29 protein-coding genes are annotated in these 24,468 nt (G+C 46.1%); all 29 read left to right on the top strand.

The window, feature by feature from the left end; translation table 11 throughout:
• Positions 1–199: 199 nt before the first annotated feature.
• The 29 genes from NQ488_09510 (at position 200) to NQ488_09370 (ending at position 24,467) form a co-directional block, all read left to right on the top strand.
• Positions 200–655 (top strand): RNA polymerase subunit sigma-70, encoded by a 456-nt coding sequence (locus NQ488_09510; GenBank protein ID UWN94815.1) that lies wholly within the window; start codon positions 200–202, stop codon positions 653–655.
• A complete protein-coding gene (locus NQ488_09505; GenBank protein UWN94814.1) occupies positions 636–1,892 on the top strand; it encodes a site-specific DNA-methyltransferase in 1,257 nt (418 codons plus the stop codon). The genes NQ488_09510 and NQ488_09505 overlap by 20 nt, the downstream gene beginning before the upstream one ends.
• Positions 1,870–3,138: a DNA (cytosine-5-)-methyltransferase gene (gene dcm / locus NQ488_09500; GenBank protein UWN94813.1), complete on the top strand. Its 1,269-nt coding sequence runs from the start codon at positions 1,870–1,872 to the stop codon at positions 3,136–3,138. Before NQ488_09505 ends, dcm begins: the two co-directional genes overlap by 23 nt.
• Before the next feature lie 96 nt (positions 3,139–3,234).
• On the top strand, positions 3,235–4,017 hold the full coding sequence (locus NQ488_09495; GenBank protein UWN94812.1) for a hypothetical protein: 783 nt from the start codon (positions 3,235–3,237) through the stop codon (positions 4,015–4,017).
• Complete coding sequence (locus tag NQ488_09490; protein ID UWN94811.1) at positions 4,005–4,232, top strand: DUF4314 domain-containing protein; 228 nt, start codon at positions 4,005–4,007, stop codon at positions 4,230–4,232. Before NQ488_09495 ends, NQ488_09490 begins: the two co-directional genes overlap by 13 nt.
• Before the next feature lie 122 nt (positions 4,233–4,354).
• Complete coding sequence (locus NQ488_09485) at positions 4,355–5,302, top strand: amidoligase family protein (protein UWN94810.1); 948 nt, start codon at positions 4,355–4,357, stop codon at positions 5,300–5,302.
• A 93-nt stretch (positions 5,303–5,395) separates the two neighbouring features.
• Positions 5,396–5,866, top strand: coding sequence for a gamma-glutamylcyclotransferase (locus NQ488_09480; GenBank protein ID UWN94809.1), 471 nt, complete (start codon positions 5,396–5,398; stop codon positions 5,864–5,866).
• Positions 5,856–6,053, top strand: coding sequence for a hypothetical protein (locus NQ488_09475; GenBank protein ID UWN94808.1), 198 nt, complete (start codon positions 5,856–5,858; stop codon positions 6,051–6,053). Before NQ488_09480 ends, NQ488_09475 begins: the two co-directional genes overlap by 11 nt.
• Before the next feature lie 124 nt (positions 6,054–6,177).
• The gene (locus tag NQ488_09470; GenBank protein UWN94807.1) at positions 6,178–6,444 is read left to right on the top strand and encodes a hypothetical protein; all 267 of its coding nucleotides are present in this window, start codon (positions 6,178–6,180) and stop codon (positions 6,442–6,444) included.
• Positions 6,445–6,609: 165 nt separating this feature from the next.
• The gene (locus NQ488_09465) at positions 6,610–6,966 is read left to right on the top strand and encodes a hypothetical protein (protein ID UWN94806.1); all 357 of its coding nucleotides are present in this window, start codon (positions 6,610–6,612) and stop codon (positions 6,964–6,966) included.
• Positions 6,967–7,037: 71 nt separating this feature from the next.
• On the top strand, positions 7,038–7,517 hold the full coding sequence (locus NQ488_09460) for a phage terminase small subunit P27 family (GenBank protein ID UWN94805.1): 480 nt from the start codon (positions 7,038–7,040) through the stop codon (positions 7,515–7,517).
• Positions 7,517–9,064 (top strand): terminase large subunit, encoded by a 1,548-nt coding sequence (locus tag NQ488_09455; protein UWN94804.1) that lies wholly within the window; start codon positions 7,517–7,519, stop codon positions 9,062–9,064. The genes NQ488_09460 and NQ488_09455 overlap by 1 nt, the downstream gene beginning before the upstream one ends.
• Before the next feature lie 86 nt (positions 9,065–9,150).
• On the top strand, positions 9,151–9,429 hold the full coding sequence (locus NQ488_09450) for a hypothetical protein (protein ID UWN94803.1): 279 nt from the start codon (positions 9,151–9,153) through the stop codon (positions 9,427–9,429).
• A 58-nt stretch (positions 9,430–9,487) separates the two neighbouring features.
• Positions 9,488–10,786 (top strand): phage portal protein, encoded by a 1,299-nt coding sequence (locus NQ488_09445; protein ID UWN94802.1) that lies wholly within the window; start codon positions 9,488–9,490, stop codon positions 10,784–10,786.
• Positions 10,783–11,592: a Clp protease ClpP gene (locus NQ488_09440; protein ID UWN94801.1), complete on the top strand. Its 810-nt coding sequence runs from the start codon at positions 10,783–10,785 to the stop codon at positions 11,590–11,592. The genes NQ488_09445 and NQ488_09440 overlap by 4 nt, the downstream gene beginning before the upstream one ends.
• A gap of 13 nt (positions 11,593–11,605) precedes the next feature.
• Complete coding sequence (locus NQ488_09435; protein UWN94800.1) at positions 11,606–12,814, top strand: phage major capsid protein; 1,209 nt, start codon at positions 11,606–11,608, stop codon at positions 12,812–12,814.
• 10 nt (positions 12,815–12,824) lie between these two features.
• On the top strand, positions 12,825–13,100 hold the full coding sequence (locus NQ488_09430; GenBank protein UWN94799.1) for a head-tail connector protein: 276 nt from the start codon (positions 12,825–12,827) through the stop codon (positions 13,098–13,100).
• Entirely contained in the window at positions 13,100–13,429 is a 330-nt protein-coding gene (locus tag NQ488_09425; protein UWN94798.1) for a phage head closure protein, read from the top strand. The genes NQ488_09430 and NQ488_09425 overlap by 1 nt, the downstream gene beginning before the upstream one ends.
• A 4-nt stretch (positions 13,430–13,433) precedes the next feature.
• Positions 13,434–13,817, top strand: a complete 384-nt coding sequence (locus tag NQ488_09420; protein ID UWN94797.1) for an HK97 gp10 family phage protein — start codon at positions 13,434–13,436, stop codon at positions 13,815–13,817.
• Positions 13,814–14,131, top strand: coding sequence for a hypothetical protein (locus tag NQ488_09415; GenBank protein ID UWN94796.1), 318 nt, complete (start codon positions 13,814–13,816; stop codon positions 14,129–14,131). Before NQ488_09420 ends, NQ488_09415 begins: the two co-directional genes overlap by 4 nt.
• A 3-nt stretch (positions 14,132–14,134) precedes the next feature.
• Positions 14,135–14,746, top strand: a complete 612-nt coding sequence (locus NQ488_09410) for a phage tail protein (protein UWN94795.1) — start codon at positions 14,135–14,137, stop codon at positions 14,744–14,746.
• Positions 14,747–14,759: 13 nt separating this feature from the next.
• Entirely contained in the window at positions 14,760–15,137 is a 378-nt protein-coding gene (locus tag NQ488_09405; protein UWN94794.1) for a hypothetical protein, read from the top strand.
• Positions 15,134–15,298, top strand: coding sequence for a hypothetical protein (locus NQ488_09400; protein ID UWN94793.1), 165 nt, complete (start codon positions 15,134–15,136; stop codon positions 15,296–15,298). The genes NQ488_09405 and NQ488_09400 overlap by 4 nt, the downstream gene beginning before the upstream one ends.
• Before the next feature lie 128 nt (positions 15,299–15,426).
• Positions 15,427–16,311: a hypothetical protein gene (locus NQ488_09395; protein ID UWN94792.1), complete on the top strand. Its 885-nt coding sequence runs from the start codon at positions 15,427–15,429 to the stop codon at positions 16,309–16,311.
• A 105-nt stretch (positions 16,312–16,416) separates the two neighbouring features.
• A complete protein-coding gene (locus NQ488_09390) occupies positions 16,417–19,347 on the top strand; it encodes a phage tail tape measure protein (protein ID UWN94791.1) in 2,931 nt (976 codons plus the stop codon).
• 2 nt (positions 19,348–19,349) lie between these two features.
• Positions 19,350–19,712, top strand: a complete 363-nt coding sequence (locus NQ488_09385) for a hypothetical protein (protein UWN94790.1) — start codon at positions 19,350–19,352, stop codon at positions 19,710–19,712.
• A 12-nt stretch (positions 19,713–19,724) separates the two neighbouring features.
• Positions 19,725–21,944, top strand: a complete 2,220-nt coding sequence (locus tag NQ488_09380) for a hypothetical protein (protein ID UWN94789.1) — start codon at positions 19,725–19,727, stop codon at positions 21,942–21,944.
• Positions 21,937–23,046, top strand: a complete 1,110-nt coding sequence (locus NQ488_09375; GenBank protein UWN94788.1) for a hypothetical protein — start codon at positions 21,937–21,939, stop codon at positions 23,044–23,046. Before NQ488_09380 ends, NQ488_09375 begins: the two co-directional genes overlap by 8 nt.
• Before the next feature lie 2 nt (positions 23,047–23,048).
• A complete protein-coding gene (locus tag NQ488_09370) occupies positions 23,049–24,467 on the top strand; it encodes a hypothetical protein (protein UWN94787.1) in 1,419 nt (472 codons plus the stop codon).
• Position 24,468: the final 1 nt, after the last annotated feature.

Genomic DNA, 24,468 nt, shown 5'->3' with positions numbered 1-24,468 from the left:
GCGTGAATTTTCGCAGAATTAAACAGGGGGGATATAAAAAGGGTATGGTAATTTTCGCAGAATGTACTTAAAACACGGCAAAAAGGGGTATTTCCTTTTGCCGGAAAATCAGGAAAAAAGCATTATTTAAGACTGGAAAACAGTGTAAAAACATTGTTTTTCCGGTCTTTTTTTGTGTGCCGGAAGGAGAGTGGAAAGGATGACGGACGCACAGGCAAAGCAGATCAATGAGATGCGGATGAAGGGGATGGGATATAAAGCCATAGGAATGGCAATCGGACTGTCCCGTGACATCGTAAGGAATTACTGCAAGAGACATAACCTTGCCGGATACGCCACGGTGGTTTCAAAAAATATGAAACTCATGGTGGACGGTAAAGAGGTGTGCCACTTCTGCGGTAATCCGATCACGCAGCCGAAGACAGGCAGACCGAGAAGGTTCTGCTGTGAAAAATGCAGAAGGGAATGGTGGAAGGCACACCCGGAAGCAGTGAAGAAAAGCGAGAAGGCTTCCTACACGCTTGTATGTGAGCAGTGCGGGAAGCCTTTCATTTCCTATGGAAACAAGAACAGAAAATACTGCGGCCGTGAATGTTATTTCCGGCACAGATTTTTAGCAGAGGAGGATATGGAAGATGCAGTTTCAGAGTTATAAAATAGCAGACCTTATCCCGGCTTCCTATAATCCGAGGAAGAAGTTAAAACCGGGTGATAAGGAATATGAAAAAATCAAGAACTCCATTAAAGAGTTTGGTTATGTCGAGCCGATCATTATCAACTCAGACATGACCATTATCGGAGGACACCAGAGAGCCACGGTCCTTGCAGACCTCGGGTACACGGAAGTGGAGTGTATCGTGGTCGATATTGACAAGACCAAGGAAAAGGCACTCAATGTTGCCCTTAATAAAATTACGGGCGAATGGAACAAGGAACTCCTGGCTGACCTTATCAAAGACCTTGAGGATTCGGATTTCGATGTCGGCATTACGGGTTTTGAACCGCCGGAGATCGAACAGCTTTTTAATTCCGTGCATGATAAGAAGATCACGGAGGATGATTTTGATGTGGAAGCGGAGCTTGCAAAACCGACCGTGGCAAAGACAGGAGATGTATGGCTGCTTGGGAAGCACCGTGTCATCTGCGGTGATTCCATTCTGCCGGAGACTTACGATAAGCTGATGGATGGACAGAAGGCAAATCTTGTCCTGACGGATCCGCCATACAATGTAAATGTTGAGGAGACGGCCGGTAAGATCAAAAACGACAACATGCCGGATGAGGATTTCTATAAGTTCCTGTTTGCTGCATTTGTAAATATGGAGCAGTCAATGGAACAGGATGCTTCCATTTATGTATTCCATGCGGATACAGAGGGGCTGAATTTCAGAAAGGCATTCAAGGATGCCGGATTTTACCTTTCCGGGTGCTGCATCTGGAAGAAGAACGCACTGGTTCTTGGAAGAAGCCCGTACCAGTGGCAGCACGAGCCGTGTCTGTTCGGATGGAAGAAAGGCGGGAAGCACCAGTGGTATTCCGACAGGAAGCAGACCACCATCTGGGAATATGACCGTCCGAAGGCAAGCAAGGACCATCCGACCATGAAGCCTGTGGCGCTTATGGCATATCCAATCCAGAACTCCTGCATGAGCAACTGCATCGTGCTTGATCCGTTCCTTGGTTCCGGCTCTACGCTGATCGCCTGTGAGCAGACACACCGTATCTGCTACGGCATCGAACTGGATGAGAAGTTTGTGGATGTGATCGTAAACCGCTACATTGAACAGTGCGGTTCGGATGCGGATGTATTTGTCATCCGTGACGATATGAAAATTTCATATCAGCAATTATGCAGGGGAGGGCAGTATAATGAAACAGATGACCTTCCTTGATCTATGTTCCGGCATCGGCGGCTTCAGGCTCGGTCTTGAAACTGCCGGTCATAAATGCATCGGGTACTGTGAATATGATAAATTTGCAAGAGCCTCATATGAGGCAATGTATGATACGGAAGGAGAGTGGAAAGCTCATGATGTCACAAAACTCAAACCCGAAGATGTCCCTTATGCAGACATCTGGTGCTTCGGATTCCCATGCCAGGACATCTCCGTTGCCGGAAAACAGCGGGGACTGGTCGGAAAAAGAAGTGGAATATATTACAACATTATTGACCTCCTCAAAGGCAAAGAGGAAAGTGCTAAACCCTCATACCTACTTGTTGAGAACGTTAAGAACCTGTTATCGATCAATGCAGGATTCGATTTTGCCTCAGTTCTGTCTGAAATGGACGAAGCAGGGTATGACTGTCGGTGGCAGGTGCTTAACTCCAAAAACTTCGGAGTCCCGCAGAACCGTGAGCGTGTGTTCATTATCGCAAATCTTAGAAGCAGAGGTAGACGAGAAATATTACCTCTCACCGGAGAAAACGCAGCAGCTCTTAACCAGCTTATAGGAGGTATGCAGGGCTACCGTGTTTATGGGACGGACGGCATTTCCGCAACCCTTGTGGGGAATGCGGGCGGTGTCGGGGCCAAGACGGGTCTTTACTTCATCGACCAGAGCAACCATGATCCGAAGATCACGGATACGGCAAGATGCCTGACAGCGAGGTACACAGCCGGGATGACCAACCATACCGCCATGAACTCAGCCGTGTTGGAAGTCCACCCGGTGCTTACACCGGAGCGGATGGAGAAACGGCAGAACGGAAGAAGGATGAAAGAGGACGGAGAGCCGATGTTCACCCTGACCTCTCAGGACAGGCACGGTGTGTATGTCTGTGAAAAGGTGGATTCCGTCAAAGTAAAAAATGCTACAAAGGCAGGATATGAAGTGGCACGGGAAGGGGACGGTATCAACCTTGCCTACCCGGACAGTGAGACAAGAAGGGGAAGGGTCGGAAAAGGATGCTCCCAGACATTGGACTGTTCCGGGCAGATGGGAACGCTCATGAGGGGCGGCCGCATCAGACGGCTGACTCCGAGGGAGTGCTTCCGTTTACAGGGATTTTCTGATGAGCTTTTTGACCGTGCCTCTGCCGTCAACTCCGATGCACAGCTTTATAAACAGGCCGGAAATGCAGTCACCGCAACGGTCGCTTATGCGGTTGCAATGTCGCTTCCAGAGTCCAGGAGCTGACATTACATTTTCTTTTGGAAAGTACCATTATCTGCTTGACTATACGGGCATTCAGAGTGATATATGGTACTACCAAAAGGAAAGGAGATCAATAGAATGGAAATTATTACAAACGCTGAGAACAGGAAAGAATTAGTAAAAGCCTTATCCGGACATTTCGGACAGAGGTCAGAATACCTTGGACCGCCATCCTTTGCATACCGCATCGGAAGCATCACGGTGGACAGGGATGCAAAGGTCATACTTGAAGATGACAGCATGGAAGACGAGGTGAGAAGAGTGCTTTTCCAGAATGATGTGGCAGAAGAGACACAGGAAACACAGACGGAAGAACCAGAAGCGGAGATCAAAATACCAATCGGCAGCATGACACCACAGAGCATCATCAACCTGATAAATATGATGCATTCCAAACAGTACCTTATCAACAGGGCAGTCGGCAGGGAGTGCATTTCCATAGCAGACAGCCTTATAAATGCCCTGGCCGAAAGAACTTTCGAAGATACGGAGACGGCAGCAGGGTTCATTACGGAACAGGGCGGATGCAGCGGTGTCACCTTTGCAGACGGGATCATTGAGTTCACGGGATTTCCGCATACCGATAACATGATGGAATACTGCAGACTTGCATCGGCAATTGTAAAGAAAGCATCGGAACAGAAACGTGTGAATCCGAAACAGACCATTGAAGAGAATGAAAAATATTACATGAGGGCATGGCTGGTATCCATCGGATTTGGCGGGAGCGAAGGAAAGGAAACAAGATCCTTCTTCCTTAAGGGGCTGAAAGGCCATACGGCATTCCGGACTCCGGAAGATGCGGAAAAGTGGAAAGCCAACCGCAAGGCAGAAAGGGGGGCAACGGTATGTTCGGAGTAAGCAGACAGACACTTGAGAGACTGAGGAAGGAATATCCTTCGGGAACCAGGGTGGAGCTTATCCGCCTTGATGATCCCTACCGAAAGATCCCGTCAGGGACCATCGGAACGGTGGAGTTTGTGGATGATGCAGGACAGCTCCACACGGTATGGGACGGACACGGCTCTCTTGCGATGATCTACGGAGTAGATGAATGGCGTAAAATACAGTCATAATATACACAGTTTTTCCGGCCGATGTTTGTGCAGTTTATGGCTCATATATAACTGGATATATGTGTGTTTTAGAGCGAATATGTACCTACCGAAAGGGAAGAAAACAAACGGAGGTACAAGCCATGAACGAAAGGATTACAAAGCAGATCGAGGAAATGAAGAAACAGACCATCGGGGTCGAGGTTGAGATGAATAACATCCGAAGGGATAAGGCAGCAGAACTTGCAGCAGCATTCTTCGGAACAGGAAGATTTGAAAATACGGCTTCCAGAAACGGATATTATACATGGTCAGCATGGGATGCGAGCGGAAGGGAATGGAAATTCCAGAAGGACGTCAGCATTGCGGGACCAGATGATAAAAAATGCGAGCTGGTCACACCGATCCTTCACTACGAAGACATTGAACTTCTTCAGGAACTGATAAGAAAGCTCAGACATGCGGAAGCCAAGAGTGATGCAACAAGGGGATGCGGAGTCCACATCCACATCGGAGCAAAGGGACACACACCGCAGACTTTACGAAACCTTGCAAACATCATGGCGGGACACGAGAATCTTTTAGCGGATGCCTTAAACCTCAACAGCTGGCGGATGAACCGCTACTGCAAAACGGTAGACCCAAGATTCCTTAAGGAACTCAATAAAAAGAAACCGAAAACGATGGCAGCCCTTGCAGACATCTGGTACACGGCAAACGGCGCAAGCTACGGAAGAGACCATCATTACAATGACAGCCGATATCATATGTTAAACTACCATGCAACATTCACAAAGGGAACGGTCGAGTTCAGACTTTTCCAATTTGATGCCCCGGCTGACGGAAAGCTGAACGGACTGCATGCGGGACAGCTGAAGAGCTACATCCAGCTTTGCCTTGCCTTAAGCCAGATGGCAAAGGAAGTAAGGACGGCAAGCCCGAAACCGCAGCAGACGGAAAATCCGAAATACGCAATGCGGACATGGCTTTTGAGACTCGGATTCATTGGGGACGAATTTAAAACTGCAAGGGAAATCCTTACAAAGAGACTTGCAGGAGATACTGCTTTCAGAAGCGGAAGGGCTGCTTGAAGAGAACAGCCTCCTGCCACCTTGGAGCACTGACCGCCATGAGCGGTCTTAAGGTGGTAGAAGGGTGTTCCCTTCAGAAAGGATGGAAACATTATGAAAAGATATTACATTGCTTATGGCAGCAACCTGAACATCAGACAGATGCGGATACGATGCCCTCACGCAAGGGTGATCGGAACTGCAGTCATAAACGATTATGAGCTTCTCTTTAAAGGAAGCCGTACAGGAGCCTATCTTACCATTGAACCAAAGGAAGGCGGTGAGGTTCCAGTGGCGGTATGGGAAGTCACGGAATCGGATGAGACGGCACTTGACCGCTACGAAGGATATCCGGTGTTTTATTACAAAAAAGAAATGGAACTTGATATCAGGGGCATCCGCACGGGGAAGATACGCAGAAGGAAGTGCTTTGTGTACATCATGCATGAAGAACGGAAGATAGGAGTACCTTCCCTTTCGTATGTCAGCACATGCCTTCAGGGGTACATCAGCTTTGGCTTTGACGAGCATTACCTTTCCGAGGCACAGATAAAAGCAGTGGAGGTAGCAGGACATGAAGAGTGAAACACTGCACATACGGATATGCCCCCGCTGCGGGGCTTCCTACGGAAGGACACCCGCTCTTTCAAGGGCAGACGGCAGAACGCTTATCTGCCCAGACTGTGGGACACGTGAGGCGCTTGAGAGTATTGGTGTTGGGGCAGAGGAACAGGAACAGATCCTTGAAGCCATCCACAGGTCGCAGCGGTAAAATCCACAATTTCTTCCACAGATCTTTGTGTACATTATAATGCTTAAATGACTGGATATATGTACGGTTCAGAGCGAATATGTACCTACCGAAAGGGAAAACAGAGAAAACGGAGGAAGATACGATGGAAACAAAGATCACAACAGCAGAAAAATTAGGAATGGAGCTTTACGGATGCATGAATTCAGCAGTCCTTGACTACGGTGACTATACGGTTGCAGTCTGGGAACACTGCTTTAAGGGTAGCATTGCAGAAGTTTATGAACTGGTTGAAACACCGGAAGAGACAGGTCTTGGAAGATGCGAATGCAGGATTTCAAGGATCGGAAGAAAAGAAGGGTTTGAGGATGCAGGACATGCAATGGCATGGGCACTTACAAAAGTAAAATAACAGAAAGGGCAGGGAATCCGTTCCCTGCCTGTGTACATTTACACAGTGTAGTGCCGTTATCTTTGTGTACATTATGGCACTGAAATGACTGGATATAATCAGCGTTTAGAGCGAATATGTACCTACCGAAAGGGAAAACAAAGAAAAAAGCGGAGGTACAAGACCATGAAGAAAATTGAGATTTTTGAAAAAGCCATGAACGAGGGAGGAAGCCTTAAGGATTACGGAATCAACAGCACATTGTTTGCAGCATACAGAGACTGCCAGGAAACAGGAAACGATAACATTGATTTCAACGGAGTCATCTGGGATTACGACATTCCGGAAATTGTAAAGGCTTTAAAGGAAAACGGCATCAGCGAATTTACGATAAGCAGTACATTTTCAAGCCTGATCGAAACCCTCGCAGCATTTGAAAAGGAAGGCATCAGGATGGCAGGGCTTACAGAGGTAAATGCAACATACTCGGATTGGAAAACAGGAAAGAAAGCAAGAATTCCGGCAATCAGAATGACACTTTAAGAATAAACACACAAATCGGAAGGCCTCTTCGGAGGTCTTTTTATTATGCCATTTACGGGGAGGTGAGGACAGTGGCACAGAGAGGAAGAAAACCAAAGCCTACGGCAGTAAAGGTGCTTGAGGGCAATCCGGGCAAGAGAAGCCTTAATACGGGCGAACCAAAGCCTGAGAAAAAGGCCCCGCGCTGTCCGGCATGGCTTGAGGATGAGGCAAAGAAGGAATGGAAGCGGATGGCAAAACAGCTGGAGCATCTGGGAATCCTTACCGAGATCGATATGGCAGCATTCGCAGGATACTGTCAGGCATATGCGAGATGGAAAGAGGCAGAGGAGTTCATTACACAGCACGGGACCATCGTAAAGACCCCGAGCGGATACTGGCAGCAGGTACCGCAGGTGTCAATTGCACAGACCTATCTGAAGATCATGAATAAGTTCTGTGAGCAGTTCGGACTGACCCCGTCCGCAAGAAGCCGTATCTCCACTGACAGTGGTGAGGATAAGCAGAACGATGAAATGGAGCTTCTGCTTGTGAAAGGCGGTGCAAAATAATGTTTGACAAGGCAAAAGCAGACCATGCGGTCAATTTCATAAACTGCCTGAAACACACCAAAGGAAGGTGGCGGGGAGTTCCGTTTGAACTTCTCCCGTGGCAGGACGAGATCATCCGTACCCTTTATGGGACGGTAAAGGAAAACGGATACAGGCAGTACAATACCTGTTACTGTGAGATACCAAAGAAAAACGGAAAATCGGAGCTGGCGGCTGCCATTGCACTGTATATGACATGCGGTGACGGTGAATGGGGAGCAGAGGTTTACGGCTGTGCTTCCGACAGGCAGCAGGCTTCCATCGTATTTGATGTTGCGGTGGATATGGTGGACCAGTGTCCGGCACTGAAGAAAAGGATCAAGCCCGTCATGTCCGTAAAAAGGCTTGTATATAAACCAACCAACAGCTTCTACCAGGTGCTGTCGGCAGAGGCATACACAAAGCATGGACTGAACGTCCATGCGGTCATCTTTGATGAGCTGCACGCACAGCCGAACAGGGAACTGTTCGATGTCATGACCAAGGGTTCCGGTGATGCCAGGACACAGCCGTTGTTCTTCCTGATCACGACAGCCGGGACAGACCGGAATTCCGTGTGTTTTGAACAGCACCAGAAGGCTCTGGACATCATAGAGGGAAGAAAGATAGACCCGACATTTTATCCTGTGATCTACGGGGCATCCGATGAGGATGACTGGTCGAGTGAGGATGTGTGGTATAAGGCAAATCCGTCACTCGGATACACGATTGACATTGAAAAAGTGCAGAATGCATATATCAGTGCAAAAGAGAATGCAGCAGAGGAGAACGTATTCCGGCAGCTCCGTCTGAACCAGTGGGTGAAACAGAGCACCAGGTGGATGCAGATGGATAAGTGGGATGCCTGTTCCTTTGCCGTGAAAGAGGAGGAGCTTCTCGGAAGGGAATGCTATGGCGGACTCGACCTTTCCAGTTCCACGGATATCACGGCATTCGTGCTTGTGTTCCCGCCAAGGAATGATACGGAGAAATATGTGATCCTTCCGTATTTCTGGATACCGGAGGATAACATGAGACTGCGTGTCCGAAGGGATCATGTCCCCTATGATGTCTGGACTGCCGAAGGGTGCTTAAAGACCACGGAAGGAAATGTCATTCATTATGGATTTATCGAGCAGTTTATAGATGAACTTGGCACGAAGTTCCATATCAAGGAGATCGCATTTGACCGATGGGGAGCAGTCCAGATGGTGCAGAACCTTGAAGGCATGGGATTTACCGTTGTCCCGTTCGGACAGGGATATAAGGATATGAGTCCACCGACAAAAGAATTGATGAAACTGACATTGGAGGAACGGATCGCACATGGAGGACATAAGGTGCTGCGTTGGATGATGGATAATGTGTTTGTCCGTCAGGATCCGGCGGGAAACATCAAAATGGATAAGGAAAAATCCACGGAAAAGATTGACGGGGCTGTTGCAACCGTTATGGCACTTGACCGTGCAATCAGGAACGAAGGCAGTGACGGAAGCGTGTATGATGACAGGGGCATTCTTGTATTCTGATGCAGCCGTGTATGATTCTGTAAAATCATAATCCGGCTGCATGTTTCTGTGCTAAGATATAGGAAAAGCACAGGGAGGCATTTTGTATGCAGGAAGAATTTTTTATGAACAGTATGGAAAAAGACCCCAAACTTAGCGGTGAGCACGGGGCGCAGACAAGGAAGTCCCTTGCACTGAAAGCAGAGGAGATCCTCGGACTTGATCTGGAAACAGTGGTAGCGGATGATGACCTCATGTATGATTCGCTGATGAAACTGAAACCGCTTGAGAACCCAAAGAAAAATCCAATGCAGAATGCACTGAGAAAATATTATTACTACAGGAATGGGAAAGAGTTCCCACGACTAAACAATTATCAGAGATGATCAGGAACGGCACTTCTTCGGAGGTGCTTTTTTTGTACCCATTTTTAGGAGGTGTCACATGGGAATTAAGAGTTTATTCGGATTCGGACAGGCGAGGGATAAGCCTGTGGACAAGGCAGCAGACGCAGGATATTCGTTTTTGTTCGGAAGGACAACGAGCGGAAAGCCTGTCAATGAAAGAACTGCAATGCAGACCACGGCAGTATATGCCTGTGTCAGAATCCTTGCGGAGGCAGTCGCATCCTTACCGCTTCATGTATATGAGTATCAGGATGACGGAGGCAAGAAACTGGTGCATGACCATCCATTATATTATCTGCTCCATGATGAGCCGAACCCGGAGATGACTTCATTTGTGTTCAGGGAAACACTGATGAGCCATCTTTTAATATGGGGAAATGCTTATGCCCAGATCATAAGGGACGGGGCAGGAAGGGTACTCGGACTGTATCCGCTTCTCCCAGACAAGATGGATGTGCAGAGGGATGACAAAGGAAACATCTATTATGTGTATTCCAGAAACAGCGATGAAAACCCAATGTTCAAGGAATACGGCAATATCAGGCTGAAAGCCGAGGATGTGCTTCATATCCCCGGACTTGGGTTTGACGGACTGATCGGATATTCCCCGATTGCGATGGCAAAGAACGCTGTCGGCATGACGCTTGCCTGTGAGGAATACGGGGCGAGTTTCTTTGCAAACGGGGCGAATCCGGGCGGTGTCCTGGAGCATCCGGGTGTCCTGAAAGACCCGTCAAAGGTGAGGGAGTCCTGGAACTCCGTGTACAGGGGCGTGAGTAACGCACACAAGATCGCAGTGCTTGAGGAAGGCATGAAGTACCAGCAGATTGGCATCCCGCCGGAAGAGGCACAATTCCTTGAAACAAGGAAATTCCAGGTCAATGAGATCGCAAGGCTTTACAGGATACCGCCACATATGGTCGGTGACCTTGATAAGTCGAGCTTTTCCAATATCGAGCAGCAGTCCTTGGAGTTCGTAAAATACACACTTGATCCGTGGGTGATCAGATGGGAGCAGTCCTTACAGAGATCGCTCCTTCTGCCGGGAGAGAAAGGAAAGTATTTTATCAAGCTGAATGTGGACGGTCTGCTCCGTGGGGATTACCAGTCGAGGATGAACGGCTATGCAGTCGGAAGGCAGAACGGATGGTTTTCTGCCAATGACATCCGTGAGATGGAAAACATGAACCCGATCCCAGATGAGGAAGGGGGAAACCTGTATCTTATAAACGGTGCAATGACCAAACTTGCGGATGCGGGAGCTTTTGCAAAGACGGATACGGGGCAGCAGGACGCTCCAGCACAGGAAAACAGCGGAAAGAGAGGTAAACGATGAAGCGGAAGTTTTGGAACTGGATAAAGAATGAAGATGAGAGCGTGCCTGACATGGAAAGGACGCTCTTTTTAAATGGCATGATCTCGGATGAAACATGGTACGGGGATGAAGTGACACCGCAGCTTTTCAAGGATGAACTGAATGCCGGAAACGGAAATATCACGGTGTGGATCAATTCACCGGGCGGGGATGTGTTCGCGGCAGCACAGATCTACAACATGCTCCGTGATTATAAGGGAAGCGTGACAGTCAAGATAGACGGCATTGCAGCTTCGGCAGCATCCGTGATCGCAATGGCAGGAGACACGGTCTGTGTATCCCCTGTTGCAATGATGATGATCCATAATCCTGCGACCATGGCAATGGGCGAGACAAGGGATATGCAGAAAGCAATCGCCATGTTGAATGAGGTCAAGGAATCAATCTTAAATGCCTATGAATTCAAGACGGGGCTTACCCGTGCAAGGCTCTCCCACATGATGGACGATGAGACCTGGTTCAATGCGAAGAAGGCAGTGGAGCTTGGATTTGCGGATAAGATACTCTTTTCTTCCGGTGAGACGGATGAAGAGAAGAAAAAGCCTGAAAAGCCGGAAAAAGAACCGGAGGAAGGCAGTGATGGAGAGGAAGGAAAAGAAAAGGAAGACGAGGATAAGGACAAGAAAAAGAAGTTCCCGTTCCAGCAGGATTCCATGATGTATTCCACCAAGGCGATGAATGAATCGTTCCTTTCCAGGGTATCCCGTGTGGATGCCATGATACCAGTCAGCCAGTTAGAAAAAAGACTGAGTCTTTTAACACATTAAGGAGGATTTCAAGATGAGTAAGATTTTAGAATTAAGAGAAAAAAGAGCAAAGGCATGGGAGGCAGCAAAAGCATTCCTTGATGCCAAGAGAACACAGGAAGGCTTTGTGTCCGCTGAGGATGCAGCAACCTACGACAAGATGGAAAATGATGTCGTAAATCTCGGAAAGGAGATCGAGAGACTGGAAAGACAGGCTGCCATCGATGCAGAACTTTCCAAGGCAACAAGCACACCGATCACCAACAAGCCGGATGCAAAGACTGGCGGTGACACAAAGACCGGAAGGGCAACCGATGAGTACAGAAAAGCGTTCTGGAACGGCATGAGAAACAAGGTGCTGTCCTATGAAGTACAGAATGCCCTTACCATCGGCACGGATTCCGAGGGCGGTTATCTTGTACCGGATGAGTACGAGAAGAAACTGGTGGAAGCACTGGAAGAGGAGGTGTTCTTCCGTAACCTTGCAACCGTCATCAAGACATCGAGCGGTGACCGCAAGATCCCAATCGTTACATCCAAGGGTGAGGCGGCATGGATCGATGAGGGCGGTCAGTTCCCAGAATCTGATGACAGCTTCGGACAGACAACCATCAGTGCCTTTAAGCTGGCAACCATGATCAAGGTGTCTGATGAACTCTTAAATGACAGTGTGTTCAATATCGAGCAGTACATCTCAAGGGAGTTCGGAAGAAGAATCGGTACGAAGGAAGAAGAGGCATTCTTTATCGGTGACGGCAAGGGCAAGCCTACCGGAATCTTCAATGCCACAGGCGGTGCTGAGACAGGCGTGACATCCACCGGAACATCCATTACGTTTGATGATGTCATGGATCTTTATTATTCCCTCCGTGCCCCATACCGTAACAAGGCGGTATGGCTTTTGAATGATTCGACCGTAAAGGCAATCAGAAAGCTGAAGGACGGAAACGGAAATTATATCTGGCAGCCGTCCGTAAGGGAAGGAGAACCTGATAAGATTTTAAACCGTCCTTACCGCACATCCATCTATGTGCCGGAGCTTGCAGCCGGAAACCGTGTCATGGCATTCGGTGATTACAGTTACTACTGGATCGCAGACCGCCAGGGCAGAAGTTTCAAGAGACTGAATGAGCTTTATGCTACAACAGGACAGGTCGGATTCCTTGCTTCCGAGCGTGTGGACGGCAAGCTGATCCTTTCCGAGGCAGTCAAGACACTTGATATCAAGGCTGCCGGAAAGTAGGGGTGGCAGGATGTTCGTAACGCTTGAGGAAGCCAAAGGGTATCTCAGGGTCGATTCGTCAGACGAGGATGAACTCATCCTCCGTCTGATGGAAACATCCGACCGCTTGATCTTAGATGTGACAAGACAACCCCCGGAAGAACTCAAAGAGTATGAATCTGTTGTCCGTACTGCAGAACTGTATGTTATTGCCTACCTGTATGAGCATCGGGAAGAAGCAGATCATAAGACAATGACGGAAACATTGAAGTATCTGTTTTTTGGAATCAGGAGGGAGATATTCTGATGATAGAACTCATGCGTGAACGGATCATGATACAGAAAAGCAGCACGAAGAAGGATGGGACAGGAAACCATACCCTTGTATGGAGTGACCATTATAAATGTTATTCCTATGTGAATAATCTTTCCGGTAAGGAGTACTGGGAAGCAAAACAGGTCAATGCGGAAACGGAACTTGATTTTGTTATCCGTTACTGCAGTGAGATATCAGCTCTTGATGCGGAGCATTTCCGCATCCTGTTCCGTGGGAATATTTATAATATTACATTTGTTGACAACGTGCAGTATAAGAATAAGACAGTGAAGATCAGGGCTGCCCTGGCAAAGAGGTGAGGAGATGGCAGAGAGAAGAACGACCGTTGACGGGCTGGCAGATACGATCATGGATGGTCTGAAGGAATATGCAGATCTTGCTACGGATACCGTCAAGGATGCGGTAAAGGATGTATCAAAGACCGTGAAAAAGGATATACAGGCAAATGCCCCAAAGCGGACAGGAAGGTATAAGAAAAGCTGGGCGGTCAAAAAAACAGCGGAGAGCAGCCACTCCCTTACCATGACGGTTCATTCTAAGGACAGATACCAGATAGCCCATCTCCTGGAACACGGTCATGCAAAACGCGGCGGGGGCAGGGTAGCTGGAAGGGAGCATATTGCCCCGGCTGAAGAAAAGGGAAACAGGGAGCTGGTGCAGAAGATAGAGAGGGGGTTGCGTTCGTGACGCATGAAGAAGTCATGGCATTGATGGAAGAAATCGGACTTCCATATGCCTATCATCATTTTGCGGAAGGGGAATCCCCTGATCTGCCTTTTGCGGTATTCCTGTATCCCGGAAGCAACAATTTCTCTGCAGACGGGAAAGTTTATTTTAAGACAGACCGTCTGAATATAGAGATATACACGGATATAAAAAATATAGAACTGGAACAGCAAACAGAAGCCGTGCTTGACGGGCATGGCATTTTTTATGAAAAAAGCGAAGTATGGATCGAATCAGAAAATCTGTATGAGGTGCTTTATCAGATGGAGGTATAGAAGATGGCGAATAAAAAGAATAAAGTCAAATTTAATATCTGCAACGTGCATTACGCACCGATTACGGTTGCAGAGGAAGGCACGGTCAGCTTCGGGACACCCGTGCCGATGCCCGGTGCGGTATCCATCAGCATGGATCCAACCGGAGAGCCGGAGTCATTTTATGCGGACGGCATTGAATATTACGTGATCAATAACAACCAGGGATACGATGGTGACCTTGAACTTGCAATGATCCCTGAATCCTTCCGCACGGATATCTTAAAAGAGGAGCAGGATGCCAATAAGGTGCTTGTGGAGAATGCAAATTCCGAGACAGGCAGTTTTGCACTCCTGTTTGAGTTTGACGGGGATATCCGCAAGATCCGCCATGTGCTTTATAACTGTTCCGCATCCCGTCCGACCATTGAGTCAAAGACGAATGAGGAAGATAAGGAAGTGCAGACGGAAACACTGACCATCAAGGCAAGACCTATGGCAGACGGATATGTCAAGGCAAAAACGGGAGATTCCACAACTGAGACTGTTTACAATAACTGGTATAAGAGCGTGTATCTTCCGGCAGCTTCCACGGCAGAGCAGCAGTCAGCAAAATCAACCAAGAGTGTATCATAAGGAGGACTAAGACATGGGTATCAGAAAGGATATAGAAATTGACGGACAGATGGTTGCATTCAAGGCGAGTGCAGCCATTCCAAGAATCTACAGATTAAAATTCCAGAGGGATATTTATAAAGACCTGGCATTACTTGAAAAGAGCATCGGTGACGGAAAAGAGGAATCATCAAACCTCGATATGTTTTCCCTTGAGATGTTTGAGAACATTGCTTTTATTATGGCAAAGCATGCAGAACCGTCCATCCCGGATACACCGGAGGAGTGGCTTGATAATTTCAATACATTTTCAATTTATCAGGTTCTGCCACAACTAATTGAACTGTGGGGGCTGAATGTAAAAACAGATGTGGAAGCTAAAAAAAACTTCGTCCAACAGAGCGTGAAATGACAACACCACTGTTTCTGCTCCGATGTGTACAATTAGGTCTGTCAATGGCAGACCTTGAAATGCTGTCAATAGGACTCATCAACGATATGTACAGTGAGAGCCGGAATGATGACTATAAGTATGCCGAACTTGCAACACAGGAAGACTTCGACCGTTTCTGATGATTGAGAGTATGGTTCTTTTCTGCTATACTTATTTGGAGAAAAGGACCATATTTGATGACGTAATTTAAATTAAATATTGGCTATATAACATATAACAAGACATTTGATTTAAAGAGGAATTGCTGATGAATGAATATAGTGTAAACATCGAAGTCAAGGATGGAGACGGGAAAATAATTTGTTCACAACCATATAATGAATTTATGTATGGAACAAAAAATATTGAAATACAAAAAGTTTTGTATGGCAGGGATTTATATGATTTATTGGTAGATAACTTAAATGTGATACGATACAATGAGAATGGAAAATTAATTCTTGGAGTTATTCTACAAAGTGATATTAATAGAACAGCAATGCAATTGTTGGGGAGAATAGCAGAAGCTATTATTGTTAGGAATTGTAATCATGATGCTGGTGTAAACAGGAAATATTTTTCTATAGCACGTAAAAAGCAGGCAAAAATGAAAACCGCAGATAAATTTTGGGCGCTTGGTACAGGATTAAATTATACAAAAATGAATTATCCTAAAATCTATAATCCATCAGATACCCAGAGAGATATAGTGTGGGTTAATGATTATAATGAATTGGCTGTTATGAAAGACGGGGATAATTATTCTGCAACTTCCGCAAGAATTGCTGGTCTGCAAGTTAAAGCATCAAAAGATGGTATAAAATATGTCTTGCCAGCTATACTTGCGGATAGATATGATGTTCCGATTATATATTTTGATATCGAAAATGATTATCATAAAATTTTAAATAAAATATATAAGGATACACATATAGATATAGAATATGACATAATTCATCCGAACGAAGTGGATCCGGTTGGATACGATGAATTTTTACACTATGTGGATTTGGTATATGCCATGATTGACGGTAGATTGTCACCAGAAGAGTTGGTGGCAGGGGCAGGAAGAAATGATGATGAATTAATGAAAAATGCATTAATGTCTACTACGCTATCAAATATAAATAGAAGAAATCGAATAATAATATAAATAATATTACATAGAACATCTGTCAGAAATGGCAGGTGTTTTTCTTTTGTTACGGAGCAGAGATGCTCCTTTTTTTGTACCCATTTTTAGGAGGAGGTGAGAGGCATGGCAAGCCGTATTCAGGGTATTACCGTTGAAATTGGTGGTGATACAACAAAACTGCAGAACGCCCTGAAAGGCGTGAACGGACAGATCAAGTCCACCCAGTCACAGCTTAAGGATGTGAATAAGCTGCTGAAACTGGATCCGGGAAATACGGAACTTCTGGCACAGAAGCATAAACTTCTTGCAGAAGCGGTCAGCGAAACAAAAGAGAAACTGGCTACCTTAAAGACCGCAGCTGAACAGGCAAATACGGCTCTTGCTAATGGTGAGATTTCAAAGGAGCAGTACGATGCCCTTCAGAGGGAGATCGTAGAAACAGAGCAGGACTTAAAGAATCTGGAAACACAGGCGAACCAGTCCGCAACGGTAGTGCAGAAGATTGCAGCAACAGGTGAGAAGTTAAAGACAGTCGGGGACAATATTTCCTCTGCCGGACAGAAACTCCTCCCGGTAACAGCTGGGGTGACTGCACTGGGTACGGCATCCGTAACAACGGCAGCAAACTTTGAATCTTCCATGTCACAGGTACAGGCTACTATGGGAATCACAAAAGATTCCATGTCTAAGGTAAATGGGCAGTCCGTAAATACAATGGATACCCTTTCCAAGCTGGCAAAGAAGATGGGGGCAGAAACAGCCTTCTCAGCATCCGAGTGTGCCGAGGCATTAAATTATCTGGCTCTTGCCGGATATGACACGGAGCAGATGTGCAATACACTGCCGACCGTACTTAACCTGGCAGCCGCCGGGGATATTGCCCTTGCGGATGCTTCCGACATGGTAACGGATGCAATGTCCGCCCTTGGTATGGGCGTGGATGAGGCAGAAACGATGGTAGACCAGATGGCTAAGACTGCATCCACCACGAACACATCGGTTGCACAGCTGGGCGAGGGAATCCTTACCATTGGTGCGACAGCCAAATCCATCAAGGGCGGTACGGCAGAACTCAATACCGCACTTGGTATCCTTGCCAATAATGGTATCAAGGGGGCAGAAGGCGGTACGCATCTCCGTAATATTATCCTGTCACTGCAGAATCCTACGGATAAAGCAGCCGCCCAGATGGAAGCACTGGGCATTTCCGTATATGATTCCGAAGGAAACATGCGGTCAATGAACGATATCCTTGGTGACCTGAATAAGAGCATGGACGGAATGACATCAGCGGAGAAGTCAAACATCATCGGCACGATCTTTAACAAGACGGACCTGTCTTCCGTAAATGCACTGCTTGCCAATACAGGAAGCACATGGGACAGCTTACAGAAATCCATCACGGAAAGCGGTGGTGCTGCACAGCAGATGGCAGATACACAGCTTGATAACTTACAGGGACAGATCACTATTTTAAAATCCGCATTGGAAGGTCTGGCGATATCTTTTGGAGAACTTCTGATGCCGGCCATCAAACAGATTGTGGGATGGGTGCAGAAATTTGTGGACTGGTTGAATGGACTGAGCGAAGGCACGCAGAAGACGGTCGTTACGATAGCCCTTCTTGCAGCAGCACTCGGTCCTGTGCTTATTGTGATCGGAAAGGTCATATCCGCAGTCGGTACGATCATGACGGTTGTACCGAAGATCACCGGAGTCATCAATACGGTGAAGGGAGCATTTGCAGCACTGAATACAACGATGCTTGCAAATCCAATCGTACTTATTATCGCAGCCATTGCAGCTCTTGTGGCTGCTTTTATTTATCTCTGGAATAACTGTGACGGATTCCGACAGTTCTGGATCGATCTTTGGGAAAACGTAAAACAGGTTGCAATCACGGTATGGAATGCAATCAAGGAATTCTTCTCACAGGTGTGGGAAGCCATCAAGACTATCTTCTCGACCGTGTTTGAAGTGATAAAGACCCTGGTAACGACTTATTTCAATCTGTATAAGACAATCATTGAGACGGTTTTCAATGTGATAAAGACGGTCATCACGACCATCTGGGAAGCTATCAAGGGTGTATTTACTACAGTTTTCAATGTAATAAAAACACTGGTGACAACGTACTTCAATATCTATAAGACCATCATCCAGACAGTACTGACGGTCATTCAGACTGTGATAACAACAGTATGGAATACGATAAAAACGGTCATTACAACTGTGCTGAATGCGATAAAAACGATCTTTAGCACGGTATGGAATGCCATCAAAACCATCATCAGTGCCGTGGTAAGCGGGATCAAGGGACTGATCACAGGGAATTTTACTGCGGTCAAGAACTCCATTACCACCATAATGAATACGATCAAGAGCACGATCTCCACCATATGGAATACCATCAAGTCGACTATTTCAACGGTGCTTGGTGCAATCAAGGGTGCTGTCACATCCGTATTCAATGGAATCGTAAATGCGGTGAAAGGTGCGATGGGAAATGTCCTGAATGCAGTAAAGACAGGTTTTTCCAATGTGAAGGGCCATATCACGGGACTTGCTTCACAGGCATTTACCTGGGGTAAGGATCTTATCATGGGAATCGTAAACGGAATCAGGAGCTGCATCGGTGCAGTCGGTGATGCCGTAAGTTCCGTGGCAAATAAGATCAGGTCGTTCCTTCATTTCTCCGTACCGGATGAAGGACCACTTACGGATTATGAATCATGGATGCCGGATTTTATGGGAGGACTTGCAAAGGGAATCGAAAAGAGTAAAAGCATGGTGGCAAAGGCAATCGAAGGGGTATCGCAGGATATGATAATCAGTCCGAATGTAAGCGGAATGGAGTCAGCTGCGGGAGTGCAGATTTCCGGACAGCCGGACAGCGGAATTTCCAGTATGCTGTCAGCCATCACATCTGCAGTTAAAGATATGAAGGGCGATCCCGGGGATATCGTGATCCCTGTATACCTTGGAGGGACAATGCTCGATGAGGTGATCGTAACGGCACAGCAGAGGGCAAATCTTAGAAGCGGGGGAAGATAAACATGGCATTTATACAGTATTTAAAATTTGATGAACAGGATCTTCCCCTGCCGGATTCCTACGACCTTGACATTTCTGATGTAGAGGCGGATTCATCTGGGGAGACGGAAGCAGGAACAACACAGAGGGATGTGGTAAGGACAGGAGTTATCTCCATTGCAGTTTCTTTTTCCGTTTCACCCAGGTGGTTAAAGATACTGACGGCATACAGTAAGAAACCTAAAATTGCCGTGAAGTATTTTGATACGGAAGAACTGGAATTGAAAAACACGGAAATGTATATTACAGGATTTAAGGCAAAACTTGAAAAGGATACAAGTTACAAAGGATTGTGGACGGTGTCCTTCACATTAAATGAGTATTAGAGGAGTGGTTATATGTACCCGGTTTCAAAAGAATATCAGAAAGCCATTAGTGAGTCATCACGTTCATTCTTTTGGACGGGGGCGATCACGACTAAGGCGGGCAAAAAATATACATTTGGAAATAAAGACATTGTGAAAGGTTCCGGTTATATCAGCAGACAGTGTTCCGGTTCGTCAGAGATTGAACTCGGATCCGTGTATGCAGCAGAACTCGGAATATCCCTCTTTTCAGATATTGACAGATACAGTCTGGAAGATGCGTCTATAACGCTCTCATTCCATCTGAAGGCAGGGGATGAAACATATGAGGAAGTCCCGATGGGGATCTTCTATATTGCCGAAGCGAACAGGAAGATAAAGACCCTGGAGCTAAAGGCATATGATGCAATGCTGAATCTGGATAAAAATTTCGATAAGGGCCTGTCCAGTGCATTCCCTTATGATTTTCTATCCTTACTTTCCAAAGCGTGTCATGTAGAACTGGCACAGACAAAAGAAGAGATAGAAGCACTTACAAATGGAACAGAACTGCTCGGTATCTACCAGGAGAATGATATCGAGACATGGAGGGATTTCCTATATTATCTGGCACAGGCACTCGGATGCTTTTCCACGATAGACCGTGAAGGAAAGTTAAGGCTCATCCCATACGAAATTACCGATAACAAGACAGTGGACAGCAGACACAGGTTTTCGAGCACATTTTCAGATTTTGTGACAAGGTATACGGCTGTCAGTTCCACAAACAAAAAGACGGATATTGCAGAATATTATTCGGTAAAGCCGGATGACGGCCTGACAATGAACCTGGGGGTAAACCCGTTACTGCAGTTTGGTCTGGAAGAGAAGCGCAAGCGGATCATAAATAATATTTTGTCAGCGGTCACAGTGGTAAATTATGTGCCGTTTGATTCGGATACCATCGGTGACCCGGCTCTTGACCTTGGTGATGTCATCAAGTTTACGGGCGGTCATGCTGACGAAACAAAAAGGTCTGCCATCACATCCATTGAAACAAAGATAAACGGTAAGCAGAAAATAAAGTGTGTTGGAAAAAATCCGAGACTTGCGGGAGCAAAGAGCAAGAATGATAAGAATATTGCTGGTCTTCAGAGTTCCATGACTGAGAACAAACTCAGCATATACACTTATGTCAATGCCCTGAAGATAAATGCGGGATCTGAAAAGACTTCCATCATCAATATAGAGTTTGCATCCGGGGATGAGACGAATGCGGAATTTCATGCAGAAGTCATACTGGATGTAAGATCCAATGCAGTAAACAGAAGGGCTGATGCAGAAACAACAATAGAGATTGGGGAAGAAAGCAAAGTCATTTCGATCCCTGTCAACTGGACGGATGATGGAAAGACCATTCTGAAAGCCTATTATGTCCTTGATGGGAAGGAAGTGGAGCAGTTCCATCCATCAGAGACCTGGTTCAGCGGAAAGCATCTGCTGAACCTGTATTATCCGATCATAGAAATGAAGGCAAACGAACTTCACACCTTTGAAGTACTGATAGAACTTACGGACGGAACAGCAACGATCGAACCGCAGAATGCAATGGCAACTATATCCGGCCAGGGGCTTGGTGCACAGGAAAGATGGGATGGAAGGATCACGGTTGATGAAGAGATCAAGATGGTTGAACTTTCCGGACTTCCTACAAATAGGATCCATGACAAGGCGGTGGCTGCATTTATTACACCGAAAAAAACGGGTATTACACAGCCTGTTGATTCTATCAGGATGACGGGTCTTATGGTGCCGGAGTTTTATGATAACATTTCTTTCTTTGTACCGATCGTCAGGGATGTGGTCGAAACAGCAGATAAAGATAAAATGGAATACCGGAGAACTTATGTGGAGGACGATAAGCAGTTCCAGCTCCGAAAGGAATATTCCCTGTCTGGCGGTGATTCTATCGTTATGGACATGGGAAGGGCAGTCAGCCTTACGGTCAATACAGAACCTTTTCAGGAACTGACGGAGATCAGAATACTGCCGTTTGAAACAGCACCGTTTGTAAATAAGCATAAGGTCAAAGCAGACAGGCTTGGAACAAATCATTACACAAAGCTTGCAGCGGGTAATCTGGTCCTTGTGACGGATTATAAAGAAAAACTGACAGGCACTGTGGAAGAACTGGATAAGGGAATGGTGGCGGTCTTTGACCCCGGCTTTGATAAGTTCGATGAAATAGAGATACTGGAGGTGCGTAATGGCTGATTATGTCATGTTGGAAGATATTTTTGAAACAACAGAAAATATGACGGTTCTTAGAGATAACCGTTTGAATGATGATAGTACAGATACGGTAACAGGTGTGGACTGGTTCAGGTTCAGGGAAACAACGGCTGCCAGTTTTTATGTCAGCGGTAATTCGTGGATAGGCATCGGCCAGAATTCCGAGCAGCTTAAGATAAGCCGGAGGGATGCCGATCTGTATACGCTGAAAAGAGAAGAGGGCACTCTGTTTGAACATTATAAATTCCTGCGTATCAGATGGGAAGGCTATAGTGCCCATGGAAATAATAATGCATCAACCAGACTTATATGGGATGCACTGTTTTTTGATACCGGGGATATTATCCTTTATTTTGTTGAAGTCCCGGTTTCTGCCTCAAGCATTGGAGAGTGTGGTCTTTACACAAAATCAAAAAATATACCGTTCCAGATCGCAAAAGGGAAAACGGTAACTTTCCTTCATCAGGACGATGCCGGAAATGAGTATGAACTGTCGGATGATCCCCCGGTCTTTTTAGATCCGTATAACCGAAGGTATCTGTTTAAGGATGGAGGGGGAAGGCTTTATACCATCATAGATGATGCACTTACACCTCTTGAGGAGACAGAACTGACGGCAGAATTGTTTGAGACGTATGGTATTCCGGATCTGCCGGATGGAAATGTACTTCTTGGGCTGAAAAATCCGTCCGTCCTTTACTGGCATGATTCCCATAACCGATTCCCGGATATGAAGATCAGTTATAAGGGTGTACCGAAACCACAGGTCATTTATTCCGAAGATATTGATATGTCGGATGCAAGCATTCTCGGAATAGAAAAGGTGACGTGTGACTGTGATGAAAAATGCCTGTTTGCCGTATCATTCGACAGGGGGAAAACGTGGCTTGGCTATGTGAATAATAAATGGGTGAAATTTACGGAGGAATCCTCCGGGATGTCCAAGGCAGCCATTGAAGCAGTCAGTTCTGATGCCTGGGCAGAGAAAGCAACCACGGGAACGATAAAATACCGGTTTGTCCTGAGCGGAGCGGATGGTTTTATCACAAATGTGATCACAGACTTTTTGAATACGGAGGAATAGCAATGTTAAAAGGAAAAAGTGTAATAGAACTTACGGACGTTAATACAGGTAAAAAAGAAGTGTATGAGAATACCAACCTTGTCACGGATGCAGTCAATGCCATCCTTAATTCCAATATTTTAGGCATGCTTTATGATAACCTATCATTTGACGGGCAGAGTGGTGAAAAATGGATGCTGCCAATCGTGAATAAACTTACGGGCGGTATCCTGCTTTATCAGGAGCCTTTGGAAGAAAGGGTCGATAATCTGTATGCCCCGTTTTCAAATCCCCTTATCGGTTATGCATCCAGTGACGCAAATAATACAACGGATGTCAGAAGGGGCAGCAGGAACTTAACGGAGAGCAAGGGAATCGATGGAGGGTATAAGTTCGTCTGGGATTTTGCTACATCACAGGCAAACGGAACGATATCAGCAATAGCACTCACGAACAGGATAGCGGGGATAGGACAGGAGAATGGAAATAATTATCTGGTACGGCTTGGGACATTTTCTTCACAGAACGATTCATATAGTGAAGAAAGCTACAGGCAAAATAAAAGGACTTATATCATGGAAGGATACCGTATGGAGATGATAACGAGAAATAACTCTGAAAAGGCACTGCTGAAGAAAGTGCCGGAGGAGTATCTTCATGCAGGTCTCGTGGAAAATCTGATATCACAGGAAGCCTTTGATGCATCTGAGGTAACGGAGATAGACCTTGGGCATTATCCCTACTGGATACACAGGACAGGTTCTCCATCAAAGGGGGATTATGACATTCCAAATGAGGATAATACAAATATAAGAAGCCATTTCTTTCATAGTGCGGATGGATGTTGGTACGGGATTGCGAGAAAGACCAACCAGAAATATTCACGCACATATCGTGACACGGAACAGTTCGATTATGTCAGCTATGAGTTCTATATGGATAAGATCGAAAAGGGAAGGTGCTCGACACAAAAGATAGAAGTGCCGTCCGGTGTGAGTGATTTTTACAGTATCGGCATGAGCGGGAAATGGCTGATGTGTGTATCAAGCGACAACAACAAGCTGTACCGTCTGGATACCACAAATGTTGCCAATCTTGAAAGGGTCACGGATTATAACTACAACAGCAGTAATGAATTTAGCTATATTGTGGATGATGATATCGTGATCAACGGATGGTATTTTGAAGACGGGCATCCGGCACAGAAGATAGGAAGCATCGGATACCAGAGTTATTGTGCATGGGGAATACACCAGATGGCAAGATATAAGACCTACATGCTCAGGGAGTGGGTATACAATCACAGCAGATACTGCAATTATAAAGAATTGTTTTTATACACACCGTATCTTGCAACCATCAATAATCTGGCATCACCCGTTATCAAGACCGCAGATAAGACGATGAAGATCACCTATACTCTGACGGAAACAAAAGAATAAC

Origin of the sequence: [Bacteroides] pectinophilus (assembly GCA_025146925.1) — a bacterium.
Taxonomy (GTDB): domain Bacteria; phylum Bacillota; class Clostridia; order Lachnospirales; family Lachnospiraceae; genus Bacteroides_F; species Bacteroides_F pectinophilus.
Note: the sequence above shows the minus strand (reverse complement) of the source record. Positions and strands in the feature narration are given on the sequence as shown.

Coding starts and splice junctions, on each gene's coding strand:
- NQ488_09510 (UWN94815.1), top strand. CDS start 200: ATGACGGACGCACAGGCAAAGCAGATCAATGAGATGCGGATGAAGGGG.
- NQ488_09505 (UWN94814.1), top strand. CDS start 636: ATGCAGTTTCAGAGTTATAAAATAGCAGACCTTATCCCGGCTTCCTAT.
- dcm (UWN94813.1), top strand. CDS start 1,870: ATGAAACAGATGACCTTCCTTGATCTATGTTCCGGCATCGGCGGCTTC.
- NQ488_09495 (UWN94812.1), top strand. CDS start 3,235: ATGGAAATTATTACAAACGCTGAGAACAGGAAAGAATTAGTAAAAGCC.
- NQ488_09490 (UWN94811.1), top strand. CDS start 4,005: ATGTTCGGAGTAAGCAGACAGACACTTGAGAGACTGAGGAAGGAATAT.
- NQ488_09485 (UWN94810.1), top strand. CDS start 4,355: ATGAACGAAAGGATTACAAAGCAGATCGAGGAAATGAAGAAACAGACC.
- NQ488_09480 (UWN94809.1), top strand. CDS start 5,396: ATGAAAAGATATTACATTGCTTATGGCAGCAACCTGAACATCAGACAG.
- NQ488_09475 (UWN94808.1), top strand. CDS start 5,856: ATGAAGAGTGAAACACTGCACATACGGATATGCCCCCGCTGCGGGGCT.
- NQ488_09470 (UWN94807.1), top strand. CDS start 6,178: ATGGAAACAAAGATCACAACAGCAGAAAAATTAGGAATGGAGCTTTAC.
- NQ488_09465 (UWN94806.1), top strand. CDS start 6,610: ATGAAGAAAATTGAGATTTTTGAAAAAGCCATGAACGAGGGAGGAAGC.
- NQ488_09455 (UWN94804.1), top strand. CDS start 7,517: ATGTTTGACAAGGCAAAAGCAGACCATGCGGTCAATTTCATAAACTGC.
- NQ488_09450 (UWN94803.1), top strand. CDS start 9,151: ATGCAGGAAGAATTTTTTATGAACAGTATGGAAAAAGACCCCAAACTT.
- NQ488_09445 (UWN94802.1), top strand. CDS start 9,488: ATGGGAATTAAGAGTTTATTCGGATTCGGACAGGCGAGGGATAAGCCT.
- NQ488_09440 (UWN94801.1), top strand. CDS start 10,783: ATGAAGCGGAAGTTTTGGAACTGGATAAAGAATGAAGATGAGAGCGTG.
- NQ488_09435 (UWN94800.1), top strand. CDS start 11,606: ATGAGTAAGATTTTAGAATTAAGAGAAAAAAGAGCAAAGGCATGGGAG.
- NQ488_09430 (UWN94799.1), top strand. CDS start 12,825: ATGTTCGTAACGCTTGAGGAAGCCAAAGGGTATCTCAGGGTCGATTCG.
- NQ488_09425 (UWN94798.1), top strand. CDS start 13,100: ATGATAGAACTCATGCGTGAACGGATCATGATACAGAAAAGCAGCACG.
- NQ488_09420 (UWN94797.1), top strand. CDS start 13,434: ATGGCAGAGAGAAGAACGACCGTTGACGGGCTGGCAGATACGATCATG.
- NQ488_09410 (UWN94795.1), top strand. CDS start 14,135: ATGGCGAATAAAAAGAATAAAGTCAAATTTAATATCTGCAACGTGCAT.
- NQ488_09405 (UWN94794.1), top strand. CDS start 14,760: ATGGGTATCAGAAAGGATATAGAAATTGACGGACAGATGGTTGCATTC.
- NQ488_09400 (UWN94793.1), top strand. CDS start 15,134: ATGACAACACCACTGTTTCTGCTCCGATGTGTACAATTAGGTCTGTCA.
- NQ488_09395 (UWN94792.1), top strand. CDS start 15,427: ATGAATGAATATAGTGTAAACATCGAAGTCAAGGATGGAGACGGGAAA.
- NQ488_09390 (UWN94791.1), top strand. CDS start 16,417: ATGGCAAGCCGTATTCAGGGTATTACCGTTGAAATTGGTGGTGATACA.
- NQ488_09385 (UWN94790.1), top strand. CDS start 19,350: ATGGCATTTATACAGTATTTAAAATTTGATGAACAGGATCTTCCCCTG.
- NQ488_09380 (UWN94789.1), top strand. CDS start 19,725: ATGTACCCGGTTTCAAAAGAATATCAGAAAGCCATTAGTGAGTCATCA.
- NQ488_09375 (UWN94788.1), top strand. CDS start 21,937: ATGGCTGATTATGTCATGTTGGAAGATATTTTTGAAACAACAGAAAAT.
- NQ488_09370 (UWN94787.1), top strand. CDS start 23,049: ATGTTAAAAGGAAAAAGTGTAATAGAACTTACGGACGTTAATACAGGT.